The sequence below is a fragment of the Azospirillum soli genome, assembly GCF_017876165.1.
Lineage (GTDB): Bacteria > Pseudomonadota > Alphaproteobacteria > Azospirillales > Azospirillaceae > Azospirillum > Azospirillum soli.
Window position 1 is genome coordinate 23,779 of sequence record NZ_JAGINQ010000031.1, and the last position, 12,890, is coordinate 36,668.

At 65.4% G+C, this 12,890-nt stretch carries 12 protein-coding genes and 2 pseudogenes; 5 read left to right on the forward strand and 9 right to left on the reverse strand.

The features are described from left to right. Positions 1 to 119 precede the first annotated feature (119 nt). Complete coding sequence (locus tag J2852_RS28200) at positions 120 to 434, reverse strand: hypothetical protein (protein ID WP_209882120.1); 315 nt, start codon at positions 432 to 434, stop codon at positions 120 to 122. Between the two features lie 65 nt (positions 435 to 499). Here J2852_RS28200 and J2852_RS28205 point away from each other — a divergent pair. Then, positions 500 to 886 (forward strand): annotated as a pseudogene (locus J2852_RS28205) (transposase); the annotation flags it as partial. Between the two features lie 2 nt (positions 887 to 888). Next, positions 889 to 1,029 (forward strand): annotated as a pseudogene (locus tag J2852_RS31800) (IS6 family transposase); the annotation flags it as partial. A 45-nt stretch (positions 1,030 to 1,074) separates the two neighbouring features. On the opposite strand, the gene J2852_RS28210 reads toward J2852_RS31800, so the two are convergent. Both J2852_RS28210 and ccoN read right to left on the reverse strand, forming a co-directional pair. Beyond that, the gene (locus J2852_RS28210; protein WP_246500046.1) at positions 1,075 to 2,280 is read right to left on the reverse strand and encodes an HPP family protein; all 1,206 of its coding nucleotides are present in this window, start codon (positions 2,278 to 2,280) and stop codon (positions 1,075 to 1,077) included. A 282-nt stretch (positions 2,281 to 2,562) separates the two neighbouring features. Next, a complete protein-coding gene (ccoN, locus tag J2852_RS28215) occupies positions 2,563 to 4,002 on the reverse strand; it encodes a cytochrome-c oxidase, cbb3-type subunit I (protein WP_211112374.1) in 1,440 nt (479 codons plus the stop codon). Between the two features lie 333 nt (positions 4,003 to 4,335). Between ccoN and J2852_RS32160 the strand changes: the two genes are divergently transcribed. Both J2852_RS32160 and J2852_RS28225 read left to right on the forward strand, forming a co-directional pair. Beyond that, positions 4,336 to 5,214: a LysR family transcriptional regulator gene (locus J2852_RS32160; RefSeq protein WP_209882127.1), complete on the forward strand. Its 879-nt coding sequence runs from the start codon at positions 4,336 to 4,338 to the stop codon at positions 5,212 to 5,214. A gap of 355 nt (positions 5,215 to 5,569) precedes the next feature. After that, on the forward strand, positions 5,570 to 5,752 hold the full coding sequence (locus J2852_RS28225) for a hypothetical protein (protein WP_209882129.1): 183 nt from the start codon (positions 5,570 to 5,572) through the stop codon (positions 5,750 to 5,752). Here the strand turns inward: J2852_RS28225 and J2852_RS28230 are convergent. Continuing rightward, positions 5,739 to 6,803 (reverse strand): alpha/beta fold hydrolase, encoded by a 1,065-nt coding sequence (locus J2852_RS28230; protein ID WP_209882131.1) that lies wholly within the window; start codon positions 6,801 to 6,803, stop codon positions 5,739 to 5,741. The two genes, J2852_RS28225 and J2852_RS28230, sit on opposite strands and share 14 nt — an antisense overlap. Positions 6,804 to 7,129: 326 nt before the next feature. Beyond that, the gene (locus J2852_RS28235) at positions 7,130 to 8,056 is read right to left on the reverse strand and encodes a DUF5996 family protein (RefSeq protein WP_209882133.1); all 927 of its coding nucleotides are present in this window, start codon (positions 8,054 to 8,056) and stop codon (positions 7,130 to 7,132) included. 163 nt (positions 8,057 to 8,219) lie between these two features. Between J2852_RS28235 and J2852_RS28240 the strand changes: the two genes are divergently transcribed. Further along, on the forward strand, positions 8,220 to 8,783 hold the full coding sequence (locus J2852_RS28240; protein ID WP_209882135.1) for an NADPH-dependent FMN reductase: 564 nt from the start codon (positions 8,220 to 8,222) through the stop codon (positions 8,781 to 8,783). Positions 8,784 to 9,020: 237 nt separating this feature from the next. On the opposite strand, the gene J2852_RS28245 is transcribed toward J2852_RS28240, so the two are convergent. From J2852_RS28245 to J2852_RS28260, 4 genes are all read right to left on the reverse strand, one after another. Next, on the reverse strand, positions 9,021 to 9,869 hold the full coding sequence (locus J2852_RS28245; RefSeq protein WP_209882137.1) for an SDR family NAD(P)-dependent oxidoreductase: 849 nt from the start codon (positions 9,867 to 9,869) through the stop codon (positions 9,021 to 9,023). Beyond that, positions 9,866 to 10,855 (reverse strand): aldo/keto reductase, encoded by a 990-nt coding sequence (locus tag J2852_RS28250; protein WP_209882139.1) that lies wholly within the window; start codon positions 10,853 to 10,855, stop codon positions 9,866 to 9,868. The genes J2852_RS28245 and J2852_RS28250 overlap by 4 nt, the downstream gene beginning before the upstream one ends. A 245-nt stretch (positions 10,856 to 11,100) precedes the next feature. Beyond that, complete coding sequence (locus tag J2852_RS28255; RefSeq protein ID WP_209882141.1) at positions 11,101 to 11,997, reverse strand: ABC transporter permease; 897 nt, start codon at positions 11,995 to 11,997, stop codon at positions 11,101 to 11,103. Beyond that, complete coding sequence (locus tag J2852_RS28260) at positions 11,994 to 12,833, reverse strand: ABC transporter ATP-binding protein (RefSeq protein WP_209882143.1); 840 nt, start codon at positions 12,831 to 12,833, stop codon at positions 11,994 to 11,996. The genes J2852_RS28255 and J2852_RS28260 overlap by 4 nt, the downstream gene beginning before the upstream one ends. Between the last annotated feature and the right edge of the window lie 57 nt (positions 12,834 to 12,890).

Sequence of the window (12,890 nt, forward strand, 5' to 3'; positions counted from 1 at the left end):
TGACCAAGCTTCAGGCGGTCCCAGGGGCGACCGTGTCCAGTCGCAGGCAAGCATACGCGCCCCCATCGCGCCGCCTCCGGCGAAGATGTCGGGGGCGGTAGGAGCGAAGGGCTCAGTGCTCATTCGGCAATCGTCATGTCGTGGCAGATCAGCAAGAATGTGGACAATGGAGACAGGGAGGTCAGGTGCAGAATATGTGTACCGTCATATCGCCGCCGCAACCCGCGAGCCTCCATTCCAGCAGCGGGGACGATGCGTATTAAGAACATGTTTGTAGCGGGGACGTCCCGGCCGGCGCGTTCTGGGCCGAAGCCGACCCTGACGGTCGCATCGTTGCGCAAAGCGATCATGGCCATTTGGTGCGTGGGATTCGGCCGCATGCTGTGGCGCGCCATCGCCCCGCTCTCGGGCCTGCCTTTCGGCACGTTGTACACGCGGTTCGCCCGCAAGCCGCACCTGCCGCTCGGCTCCCAGCTGCTTTGCGCGTGGTGTCGCCGGCGGCAAGAAGGGCTTCGGCGTGAAGGTCCACATCAGCGTGGACAAGTACGGCATTCCTCTGGCCATTGATACCGCGCCGGCCAATGTCCACGACACCACAGGCATCGTCCCGGTCCTGCGTCGACTTGCCGGGCAAGGCTTCCAAGGGCCGGCTCTGGGCGACCTCGGTGACCGGAGCGAACGCCTGTCCAAAGCCGGCGCGGTGCTCGGCATCACCATCGAGCCGGTTGCCGGAGGACGTAAGGGGACCTCCATCCCAGCCGGAATCTGCAGGACCATGGAACGTTCCTTCGGATGGCTCGCTCTGGTAACCGTCAAGTTCAGGCTGGTCGATGGCCGACGGGATCGGTATAGGGCAACCATGACGACGCGTCCCGACTCCCGCTAAACCGGTTACCGCTGAGTCTGCGGATGGTCGAGGAAATGCTGGCGGCGCGCGGCATCACCGTCAGCCACGAGACGGCGCACCAGTGGGGTCAGACGTTCGGTCGTGAGTTTGCAAACCGGCTGCGGCGACACGCCCCCTGCCGGACGTGAGCAGTGGCGAGCAGCGCAGTCGTCATGCTGAACGCCCCTTCATTGTAACTCGCTCAGTTTCATCTGGGCTGATGCAGCATCGCGACCATGCTGACGCTTCATCAGCGGCGCTGACCCACCGCGTGGTTGGCTCTCTCCCGGTACAGAGTGTGAAAGAGCGCTGCGCGCCAGGACCATCAACAGGTCCGTCTGCGTGATGACACCCAACAGCTTGCCGTCGTCGTCCACGATCATGACTTCGCGCGTCCGTCCCTCGGAAAGGTCGCCGAGAAGCTTGAAAGCCGGCGTGTCCGGCGCTTCGAGCCGCGCCGACGCCATGACGTCGGCGACGCGCGCGCCGCCCTGGGCCAGCTGCGCGTGGCCGACCGCTCCGACCACGACGTTGCGCTCGTCCACCACGGGCAGGGCGTGGAAGGCGTGCGCGATCAGCTGCGCGCGGGCGATGTCGGGCGACGAATTGGCGGTGACCGCGACCACGCCGGTGGACATCACGTCGCGGCAGGCGACTTCGGCGTGCAGCCGCTCCATGGCGTTCAGTTCCGCCTGCGCCAGCAGCATGCCCAGATCCTCCCGGCTGACGTCCAGCGCTTCGCCGAGCTTCTGGATCGCGTCATCCACATCCGACGCCGTGACGCCCCCGCGCAGCTGCGGCTGCGGCGACCCGCTGGCCGGTTGCGGGGTGGCCGGCCTTATCGCCGGGACGTGCGGGTAGGAATGGCCGGAGTAGCGGTGGAACAGCCAGCCGGCGGCGACCAGCAGGACCGAATTGACGGCGACCGGGAAGAAGGCGAAGCCGAGGCCCGAGGTCGCCACCGCCGGCCCGCCCAACACGGCGGTCAGCGCCGCGGCGCCGCCCGGCGGGTGCAGGCAGCGCGTCAGGGACATCGCCACGATGGCGAGCGCCACCGCCACCGCCCCGGCGACCATCGGGTCGGGAATCACCGCCGCGATCAGGACGCCGACCAGCGCCGACAGAGTGTTGCCGCCGATGATCGGCCAGGGCTGGGCCAGCGGACTGGCCGGCACTGCGAACAGCAGCACGGCCGACGCCCCCATCGGTGCGACCAGGGCCGGCGCGACCGACAGGCTGGACAGCAGGTTGTGGCACAGAAGTCCGGTCAGGGCGATGCCAAGCAGGGCACCGCAGCAGGCGACGAGACGGTCTTGGAGATTGGCCCCCGGAAGAATGGGCCTGAAGAGGGCGATGTGACGGCGGACCCGATGTTTCTTGGAGAGGATGATCATCCAACGGCGCAGCGGATGCCTTCTCTTACAATTCATTCTCCTCGTTCTCCCGGAGGTGGCGAAAGGTCTGAGCGCAAAGCTCAAAGGCGGTTCTAAGTCAGACAGACGGATGAAAGGGTCGGCTTAGGCCCTTGCAGGCGTAGAGCGCATTGCCGTTCCGAAGCGGGCGGGTCTAGGCTCTGGACAACCGCCCCAGCGCCCATGAGGCGGGAAAATGCCCGGGGCACGCTCGTTCCAGCCCTCTTTTGCGGGTGCTCCGGAAGACCATGGCTGGATCTTCCGTCAATGGGCTGCCGCTTGCACGGCTGGCGTGCGGCGGGTCCGTCCACGTTCCTCAGCCGTATCGCCGCGCATGGTGCGCACGAGATTGTAGACCATGATCAAGGCGCCCGCGAGGAACAGCGCCCCGCCAGCCGCGCGGATCGCATGGAACGGGTGCATGGCCGTGACCGTCTCAACGAACGAGTACTGCAGGAAACCGAGGCTGTCGTGGGCACGCCACATCAGGCCCTGCATGATGCCCGACACCCACATGGCGGTGATATAGAGCACGATGCCAAGGCTCGCGGTCCAGTAATGCAGGCTGACGAGAGGCAGCGAATAGAGCCGTTCCCGCTTCCAGAGACGCGGAACGAGGTGGTAGAGGGAACCGAACACCATGAAGGCCACCCAGCCCAGCGCGCCGGAGTGCACGTGACCGACGGTCCAGTCGGTGTAGTGCGACAGCGCGTTGACCGCCTTGATCGCCATCAGCGGGCCCTCGAAGGTCGACATGCCGTAGAAGGCCACCGACGTGACAAGGAAACGCAGGACTGGGTCGGTGCGCAGCTTATCCCAGGCCCCCGACAGGGTCATGATGCCGTTGATCATGCCGCCCCACGACGGCATCCACAGCATCACCGAGAAGGTCATGCCCAGCGTCTGCGCCCAGTCCGGGAGAGCGGTGTAGTGCAGGTGGTGCGGACCGGCCCAAATATAGATGAAGACCAGCGACCAGAAATGCACGATCGACAGGCGGTATGAATAGACCGGCCGCTCGGCTTGCTTCGGCACGAAGTAGTACATCATGCCGACCACGCCGGCGGTCAGGAAAAAGCCGACGATGTTGTGCCCGAACCACCATTGCAGCATGGCATCCTGCACGCCGGAAAAAAGCGGATAGCTTTTCGAACCGGTGAAGGACACAGGAACCGACAGGTTGTTGACCGTGTGCACCATGGCCACGACAATGGCGAAAGCCAAATAGAACCAGATGGCGACATAGATGTGTGTCTCCCGGCGTCGCCGGACGGTGGCCGCCAGGATGGTGAAGTAGAGCGACCAGATGACCAGCAGAAACAGGTCCGTGTACCACTCGAACTCGGCATACTCCTTGCCTTGCGTGGCACCCATCGCGTAGCCGGACACGGCAAGAACGATGAAGATCTGGTAGCCCCAGAACAGCAGCTGGTGCACGTCGCGACCGCCCCACAACGCTGTGCGGCAGGTGCGTTGCGCCACGAAGAAGGATGACCCGAGCAGCGCATTGCCCGTGAAGGCGTAGACGACGAGGGCGGTGTGGATTGGCCGGATGCGGCCGAAGCTGGTCCATTCCAAGCCAAGGTTCAGGGAAGGAAAGACGAGCAGCAGCGCCACCCAGACGCCCATGGCAAGGCCAGCGACACACCAGACCAGAGATGCTTTTACGAACATCCGAACGAGATCGTCGCCCGTGCTGTACATGGAAGCATCGCTGGCCGTGCGATCGAGGGGGGTCGTGGGCGCAAGATCGGTCATGATCGTAGTCCTATTGCCGTCAAAAGCACGCACTGCGGGCGTTGCGCCGTGAGGGCCGCTGTCGCGGTGCATGGGATGGGAGCGCTTCCGACCCGCCCCCCATTGGGCAAGACAGGACCGGAAGCCGAGGAAGCCCCTGGTTCTCTCCGGGGTCGGTTGCACAAAGCCTAGGTCGCGCCTAAAGGCAGGAAAAGCGAATTTGTTCGATGAATTGCATCGAAGTTTCCGATATCACTGGCTCGCAGTCGGAGCGCGATACCCGGTGTGTGGTGAGGTGGCATGGATACGGAAACGGCACGCACCTTCCTTGAGGTGACGAGGGCGGGCAGCTTCGTGGCCGCGGCGGAACGGCTGCATGTGACGCAGTCGACGGTCAGCACGCGCATCCGCCAGTTGGAAGAGCAACTCGGCTGCCAGCTCTTCGTGCGGAACAAGAATGGTGCAACGCTGACCGCCGCCGGAGTGCGGTTCCAGCGCCACGCCATCGCCATGGTCCGCCTGTGGGAACAGGCCCGGCAAGAGGCGGCGCTTCCCCGCGGGCACCGGGCGTTGCTGCGCATCGGCAGCGAGGCCGGCTTGTGGAACCGCATGCTGAACCGCTGGATCCCGTGGATGCGGCGCAATGCCGGCGACATCGCCCTGCGGTGCGAAGTCGGGTTGGCGGATGACCTGCTGCAGCGTCTGCAGGATGGGACGCTCGACCTCACCATTCTCTATTCGCCGCGCGCTGTGCCGGGGTTGACGGTGCGCTTGCTGCTGGAAGAGGAATTGGTCCTGCTGAACATCGCCGCCGATCCGCAAACCGAGGGCGGGCATTATGTCCACATCGACTGGGGAGAGGAGTTCCAGCGCAACATCCGCCTGCGGCATCCGGAAATATTGTCCACACCGCTGTCCATCGGCGTCGGCACGCTGGGGCTGGACTATGTGAGGCAATGCGGTGGCAGCGGGCATTTTCCGCGCGGCTTGGTCCAGCCCTTGATCGATCAGGGAATAGGGGAGATCGTTCCCGAAGCCCATCCGTTCGCCCTTCCCATCTACGCGGTCTACCCGACGGAGGCCGATGCGAGCGTCCTCGACAAAGCGTTCGAAGGCTTGCGGGCCATTCTTGGCCCTAGCGCGGCCACGGAAACGACGGTTCCCTCCAGCGGCCTGTAGGACCGACCTAGCTCGCACGCTTCCTGGCAGCGTCCCGGGCCGGAAAACGCAAGAGCGTCAACTCGTCACCACGACAAAGTGCGAATGCGGCGCTGCTGAACGGATCCACAGCCGTAACGATAAGCGTTGTTGTGCAAATCGGATTGCGGACAGGCTGTGCCCCTTGCCCGCGGACTTCAGGCGACCTTTCGGGAGACCGGCATGCCGAGGCTGGTCATGCGGTTTATCACCGTGCCAGCGTGGTGCATCGAGGTGTCGGCAGCGATAGGGAGGGGGCGCCGTTCCGCTGCTCCGATGGTTTCCTGATGCCGCACAAGGCGAATGCCGCCATCATATCCCGCGACCAAAGCGGCGCGTGACCAACTCGTCCGAATACGATGCGGCGTTGCGGCGGCGTGGCAGCCTGACCGTGTGGTTCACCGAAGACGCGAACACGGCGTGGAAGACCGCGTCACGGGCCAGCGGCGGTGCGATCCGCCTGCTGGTGGACAGCACCGGATTGAAGCTGTGCGGACCCGGCGAATTTATGGGTAATTGACCACGCCATCGTCTGCCGGCACTTCCTCAGTTGGGTGACGAGCCGCGGCCACTTCGTCGATGCAGGCGGCGACCTGCTGCGGACGCGCATAGTGGACCATGTGACCAGCCCCGTTGATCAACTGCAGGCGGCTGCCGGGAATCTGGTCGTGGAGCCAAGTGGCATGGCTTTCGTGGCTCACGATCCGGTCTTCCGTCCCGGCTAAGATGAAGACTGGCAGATGCAGATTGCGAAACCGTTGGTGCATGTCGATCGCGGCCGGCATCATCGTGACGGCGTCTTGCGACTCGGCCCGGATCTGCCAAGGGCGGATTGGGAAACCGTATGGGAAATTGCGTTTGAACTGGGGCGGCACGGGTTGGGGCGAGAACATAGCCTTGATGTTCAGCGGCAACAGGGCGGCTCCCAGAACCGGCGACACGGTGTACCGAATGACATCGCCCACACCGGGAACCGCCGACACCGCGACGAGCGGCACGTCGTAGCGGATCGTGGCATCGTAATAGCCGGATAGAACGACCAAACCACTGACCGCGTCCGGGTGGTTCAGGGCGAGTTCCAACGCAACGAGTGCCCCCCAGGAGTGTCCGACGACCACCGGGCGTTCGATCCCCAATTTGCGGAAGGCGTGGCGCAGCAGCGTGGCCTGATGGGCCGCCGTCCACATCGAGCCGTGCGGCCGGCCGCTGTGTCCGAAGCCGGGGCGGTCGAAAGCGATCACACGGTGATGAGTGGCGGTTCGGTCCAAGACGCCGCTCAAAACCCAATCTCCCGCATCCACGACGTTGCCATGAATGAGGACGACCGGCGATCCCTCGCCCTGGTCGAGGTAATGGAGCCGGACGCCGTCCACCGTGACGAATCGCCCCTTGGGCGGGTGCTCGCGCTCGACCTTGCGTGCCCGGTAGGTGTTGAAGAGGGCTGTGGCGGCCACGGCAGCGGTGGACAGACCCAAAACGGTCCCCAGCCGCGACCGTCGTTGCTGCCGATGCGGTTGATTGGAAAGCCGAATCTCGCGCGTGGGAGAGTCGTGAACCCGGATTCCGGTCATGCTTGGTCTCCCGCGTGGGGTGAGCGGAGCGGAGCCATTGTGCTCCGCACCATGACGGGAGAGGAACCCGAGCGAGGCTCGGTTGGTTCCGAACGCACAAGGCCCGGGCTGAAACGGCAGTTTCCGCCAGTCCGATGCGGCGTCACGGCCCCAAGCGGGCCTTTGGCGGTCCCGCCCCCGGTTGCCGCCACCCGTTCAGGGCATCACAGGAGAGCACTCAAACTCTGAGCGGAGAACCTTGGAAAGCTGGTTGCGATATCTCGCGCGCTCGCGGCGCTTCGGGGCGGCCCTCCTCGCCCCACGGCGATACGTGAAGCGGCGGACCGTCACAGCGAGCGTGGCCGACGTGGTTCTCCGAGCGCGCATTCAAGACGTGCGCGTTCCCAGCCGCCGAGGCCGGCCGCCGCGCGGTAGGTGCTCTCCAGAAACGCCATCAACGTCGCCTCCGGATCAACCGCCCGACGCACGGAATCGTAGGGCAGCAGAAACTCGCCGAGTTCACGGTTGAAACGCGCGTCCTCCGGCTCGACCCTGGCCTCGGCGAAGCCCTCGGGCGCCGGATAGGCATAGGAGTAGAAGGCTGGATACTCGACCATCCCGCCGCCCGGCCAGAAGCCGGCCGAGGACACTTCGTGGCTGTAAGCCTCGCGGGTGACGTCATCGGGCAAGGCCGGGATCCCGCCGGGGTGAAGAGGCGCTGCGGCACCGGAGAAGCGCGTAACCGCCAAGTCAAAGCTTCCCCAGAAAAGATGCACCGGGCTGACCTTCCCGAGATATCCCGTGCGGAACCGCTTCAGCACGCCGTCAACGGCCACCAGAGCGCCAAAGAACCGCCGCACGGCATCCGCATCGTAGGGACGTTCAATCCGGTCCTCGGCGAACGGCACCGGGTCGGGCACCTCGTTGGGACGGCCGTCCAGCCAAGGCGTGGCCCCGAGCCACGCGAGCAGCTCCATGAAGCGGGTGTGAAAGCCGGCGACCGTCGTCGGGCCGAGGGCGAAGCGGCCGGAACGGCCGTCGGTGGCACACCCCACCACCGCATGGTCGATCAGGTCGAAGGCGATCTCGACGCCGCCCGGCCCGTCGGGGACCAGGCCGGTCGTCAGCCCCCGTCCATTCACATAGAGCGTGGCGTGCCAGGAATGGTTCACCCAGGGCGTCCGCGCAAGACGGTACTTGCCCACGATCTGCGTGTAGAGGTGCAGGGCGGTGCAGGTGTCCCGCCAAGGCTGATAGGGAATGTCCGGCCACATGCGGCACCTCCTCGCGGGATCGAGCGGACTCGGGGAACAAGGTGGAGGTTTGCGCCTCGGCGTCCATCCCCTCGGTGGGAATGCGCGGCGGCCCACCTTTGACGGCCGCGCCGCAGCAGCCATATTGCCAACGTTAGCTGATCGCATGACCATGGAGGCGCGGATGACCACACTGATCGGATTATCGGGCAGTCTCCGCCGAGGTTCGCTCAACACCGCTTTGCTGAAGGCGGCCGCCGCTGCGATGCCGGATGGCGCGACCCTGACCATAGCCAGCATCCGCAGCATACCGCTTTACGACGGGGATCTCGAGGCCGCCGAAGGAATTCCGCAGCCGGTGGTGGAGCTGAAGGACGCCATCGCGGCCGCCGACGGGTTGCTGCTCGTCACGCCCGAGTACAACAACTCGATCCCCGGCGTGTTCAAGAACGCGATCGACTGGCTGTCCCGGCCGCCGGCCGACATCCCCCGGGTTTTCGGCGGGAAGCCCGTTGCGCTGATGGGAGCCTCGCCTGGTGGCTTCGGCACCATCCTGAGCCAGAACGCTTGGCTTCCAGTTCTGCGCACGCTCGGTACCGAACTGTGGAGTGACGGTCGCCTGCTGGTCTCGCGGGCGCACACGATCTTCGGCGAGGACGGCACAGTCTCAGACACGAAGGTGGAAGAGCAGTTGCGATCGTTCCTGCGGGGCTTCACCGCCTTCGCCCAAAGGTCGCGGGGAAAATAACCGCGCACCCGAGAGGCGCGGCGGATGGGCACGGAGTGCGCCGCCACGCTCCCTTTGTTCATCGGGAGGGGCGGCTTTCGGCGACACGTGGCCCCAGTCGCAGCCTCGGAGCGCCCTCCCCTTCTGCAACACGGTGATGCACCTCGCCGCGTCTCAGCATCGACTGAGGTCGACTGGAAACCCATTGCAGACGCAGCTACGGAACCTACCGCCCCGCCAGGGCCGACAAAGCCGGTCTTACGGCTGGCCCCCTTCCATATGCGCCTTGAACGCCTCCGAAAATTCAGGGTGCCAACGCGACAGGGCCGGACGATTCTCGATAATATCGCCAGCGGACCAAGCGATCCTCTTCTTATCCATGTCGGGCGTTACCTCGTTGTCGGGGCAGAGGATATAGAAGTCCCCCGCGGCCATGGCGGGGAGCATGTATTCGATTACCTGTTCCGGGGTCCAGGCACCGGGCGGTTTCTCCGCAACGCCGCGCGCGCGGGTGAAACCCGTAAAGGTGAAGCCCGGGATCAGGAGGTGCGCCGACACACGGCCACCGGTTTGCAGCAGGTCATGCGCAAGGGATTCGGTGAGCGCCTTCAACCCGGCCTTGCTGACGTTGTAAGCCGTATCGCCGGGCGGAAGGGTGATGCCCTGTTTGGACCCGGTGTTGACCACGGCGCAGGGCCAGTCCGCGCGGAGCATGTCGGGAACAAACGCCTGAATTCCGTAGAGCGGCCCCATCAAGTTTGTCGCGATCGTTCGTTCCCACACGTCGGCGCCGGCCAAAAGGCCGCCACCGCCCTCGCGCCCCGCATTGTTCATGAGGAAGGAAACGGGACCGAAGGCGCTCGCCTGGGCCTTGAGCGCGGCAACGGCGTTCTGATCGCTTACATCGGTTCGGACGGCCAAGACCTCCGCGCCTTGCCCCCGGACCTGCTCGGCCGCGGCTTCAAGGGCCTCCGCCGCGTGATCGGCGAGGACGATCCGCATGCCCGCCTCCGTCAGACGCTGCGCGGCGGCAAGACCGATGCCGCTCGCGGCTCCCGTAATCACGGCAACGCGCCCCGCAGCGATGGAGGGGTGAAGGCGGCTCATATCCGCGCCTCCAGAACTGACGCTTCAGGGGGGATCAATCCCTCAGCGCGCAGCTCTTGCCAGAGCATGTCCGGGATCTCTGCGGTCATCAGGCGAGCATTGTCCCGCACCTTATCGGGATGCTTGGCGCCTGGGATGATCGCGGCGACGACAGGATGGGCGGTGCAGAACTGCAGTGCGGCGGAGCGGAGGTCCACGCCGAAGCGCGCGCACACGGCGGCCAGCCGATCGCGCTTGGCGATCATCTCGGGCGGAGCCTCCTGGTACTCGAAGGTCTTCCCGCCCGCCAGAAGGCCGGAATTATAAGGCCCTCCGACGACAACGTGCACGCCGCGCTCGGCGCACATCGGGAACAGCCGCGCCAGCGCCGGCTGATTGAGCAGGCTGTAGCGCCCGGCGAGCAGGAAAACGTCGGGGTCCGATCGCTCCAACGCACGCTCGCAGGGCTCGGTGAGGTTGACGCCCATGCCCCAACCTTTGATGACGCCCTCGTCCCGCAGGCGGATCAGCGCCTTGGCCGCGCCGTTCATCGCCACATCGAACAGCTCTTCCCAGGCGGGGCCATGATGATCGGCGGCGAGATCATGGATGTAGACGACATCAATCTGAGCAAGGCCCAGCCGCTGATAGCTGTCCTCGATCGAGCGCATCGTTCCGTCGTAGGTGTAGTCATAGTCGCCACGGAACGGTAGGGTGCTCACGAACGGCCCGTTGGCCGTGACGCTCGGGTCCGCCCTGAGAACCCGGCCGACCTTCGTCGAAAGCGTGAACTCCTCGCGGGGATACCGGCGCAGCACGTTTCCGAAGCGGTGCTCGGAAAGACCGTTTCCGTAATGGGGCGCCGTGTCGAAGTGACGAACGCCCGTTTCCCAGGCGGCCACCAGCGCGGCTTCTGCCGTCTCGTCCGAGACGACGTCAAACATGTTGCCGAGCGGCGCTCCGCCGAACCCCAGCGGGCCGGGCGGAGCAAAATGGGTTCGTGTCATGCTGCGGCCCTCAATTCGTTCATCGTTAAGTTGGAGACCCAGGCGACGAGTTTGCCCCCCTGACCGCCATCGGCCCGCAGGCGCAAGACGCTGGATAATGCCACGACCATCAGCAACAGGAGAACGCGGGCGCCGTCGCGATTTTGGATGTTGCCGCGTAGACTTGGGCGGTGGGCCTGTTGAAGAAGGCAACGGATTGAAGCGGCAAGCCTCTTTAGGACCGGACCGAAGGCACAGGGAAAGTATCAGCGAACCATTCCCCACTTGCGCACCGTGTGTGTTTCGATCCAGCGGAAGACGACGTTCTCGACCAGCAGGCCGATCAGGATGACGGTGACAAGGCCGGCGAAAACCTTGTCGATGGACAGCTCGTTGCGGTTTTGGAAGATGAACCAGCCGAGCCCGCCCTTGCCCGACGACACGCCGAACACCAGCTCCGCCGCGATCAGGGTGCGCCACGCGAAGGCCCAACCAACCTTCAGTCCGGTCAGGATGGCCGGAAGGGCCGCCGGGATCAGCATGGTGACGACGTAGCGGATGCCCGTCAGGCCGTAATTGCGCCCGGCCATGCGCAGCGTCTCCGACACCGAGGTGAAGCCGGCGTGCGTGTTCAGCGCCAGCGGCCACAGCACCGCGTGCACCAGCACGAAGGTCAGGCTGACCGCCCCTAGGCCGAACCACAGCATGGCGATGGGCAAAAGGGCGATGGCCGGCAGCGGGTTGAACATGGAAGTCAGCGTGGATAGCACGTCGTTGCCGATGCGCGTGGACACGGCGAAGCTGGTCAACACCACCGCCAGCACCACGGCGATGGCATAGCCCTTCAGCAGGACCGACAGCGACACCCAGACCATGGACAGCAGGTTTTCCCGCCAGATTCCGTCCCACAGCGCCGCTATCGTGGCGCTGAAGGTCGGGAACATCAGCGGGTTGTTCTGCCACGTGGCCGCCCCCTCCCACAGCGCCGCCACCAGGGCCAGCACCAGCAGGCGGCGCAGCGCCGTGACGTTGCTCAGCCGCTCCCAAGGGGACAGCGGGCGGGCGGCGTCGCCGATGGGGCCGGTGGTCACCACCTTACGCTCGTACTCGGGTCGCCGGGGCGGCTCGCGCTGGATGCGCGAGGAAATGGCAAGGTCGGTCATGCGCGCACCTCCTCGACCCGGTCATTTTCAACTTGGTCCGCGAACAGCATGGTGTGAATGCGGTTGGCGGTGGCCTGGAACTCCGGACTGCCGACGGCGAAATGGTCGTAGCCGTCGCAGTTCAGCTCCGCCTTCACCTGTCCGGGGTGCGGCGACAGCACGAGGATGCGCGAGCCGACCACCAGCGCCTCCTCGATGGAGTGGGTGACGAACAGGACAGTGAAACGCACCTCGTCCCAGAGCTGAAGCAACTCCTCCTGCATCTTGCGGCGGGTCAGCGCGTCGAGTGCCGCGAAGGGCTCGTCCATCAGCAGGATGTCCGGCTCCATCGCCATGGCCCGCGCGATGGCGACCCGCTGCTTCATACCGCCTGAGAGCATGTGCGGATGGACGTCGGCGAACTTGGACAGGTTCACCTTGGCGATACAGTCCAGCGCCTTTTCCTCCGCTTCCCGGCGCGACGCCTTGCCGCTGGCGAGCAGCGGGAACATGACGTTCTGCTTGACCGTCTTCCACGGCGGCAGTTGGTCGAACTCCTGGAACACCATCATGCGGTCGGGTCCCGGCCCCTTCACCGCGCGGCCGTTCAGCCGGATCGCGCCCGCGACCGGCTGGAGGAAACCGCCCACCGCCTTCAGCAGCGAGGACTTGCCGCAGCCCGACGGCCCCAGCAGCACGTAGCGTTCCGCCTGGAACACCTGGAAATCGACCCGGTAGGTGGCGGTGACGAGGTGCCGGCGCGTCTTGTACTGCAAGGTGACGCCGGACACGTCCAGCAGCGGGCGTTCGGAAACCTTGTCGGTGTCCACAACGTCCAGAGAGGTCAGCGCGTTCATCGTCTCAGCTCCCGGTTTGGCGCAGACGTTGGCACGGTGGCGGTACGGGAGGCGTGG

What these genes read in the sequence shown, in the direction of transcription:
- J2852_RS28245 (WP_209882137.1), bottom strand. Translation starts at nt 9,869, where the DNA reads ATGAGCCGCCTTCACCCCTCCATCGCTGCGGGGCGCGTTGCCGTGATT.
- J2852_RS28230 (WP_209882131.1), bottom strand. Translation starts at nt 6,803, where the DNA reads ATGACCGGAATCCGGGTTCACGACTCTCCCACGCGCGAGATTCGGCTT.
- J2852_RS28240 (WP_209882135.1), top strand. Translation starts at nt 8,220, where the DNA reads ATGACCACACTGATCGGATTATCGGGCAGTCTCCGCCGAGGTTCGCTC.
- J2852_RS28210 (WP_246500046.1), bottom strand. Translation starts at nt 2,280, where the DNA reads ATGATCATCCTCTCCAAGAAACATCGGGTCCGCCGTCACATCGCCCTC.
- J2852_RS28255 (WP_209882141.1), bottom strand. Translation starts at nt 11,997, where the DNA reads ATGACCGACCTTGCCATTTCCTCGCGCATCCAGCGCGAGCCGCCCCGG.
- ccoN (WP_211112374.1), bottom strand. Translation starts at nt 4,002, where the DNA reads ATGTACAGCACGGGCGACGATCTCGTTCGGATGTTCGTAAAAGCATCT.
- J2852_RS32160 (WP_209882127.1), top strand. Translation starts at nt 4,336, where the DNA reads ATGGATACGGAAACGGCACGCACCTTCCTTGAGGTGACGAGGGCGGGC.
- J2852_RS28235 (WP_209882133.1), bottom strand. Translation starts at nt 8,056, where the DNA reads ATGTGGCCGGACATTCCCTATCAGCCTTGGCGGGACACCTGCACCGCC.
- J2852_RS28250 (WP_209882139.1), bottom strand. Translation starts at nt 10,855, where the DNA reads ATGACACGAACCCATTTTGCTCCGCCCGGCCCGCTGGGGTTCGGCGGA.
- J2852_RS28260 (WP_209882143.1), bottom strand. Translation starts at nt 12,833, where the DNA reads ATGAACGCGCTGACCTCTCTGGACGTTGTGGACACCGACAAGGTTTCC.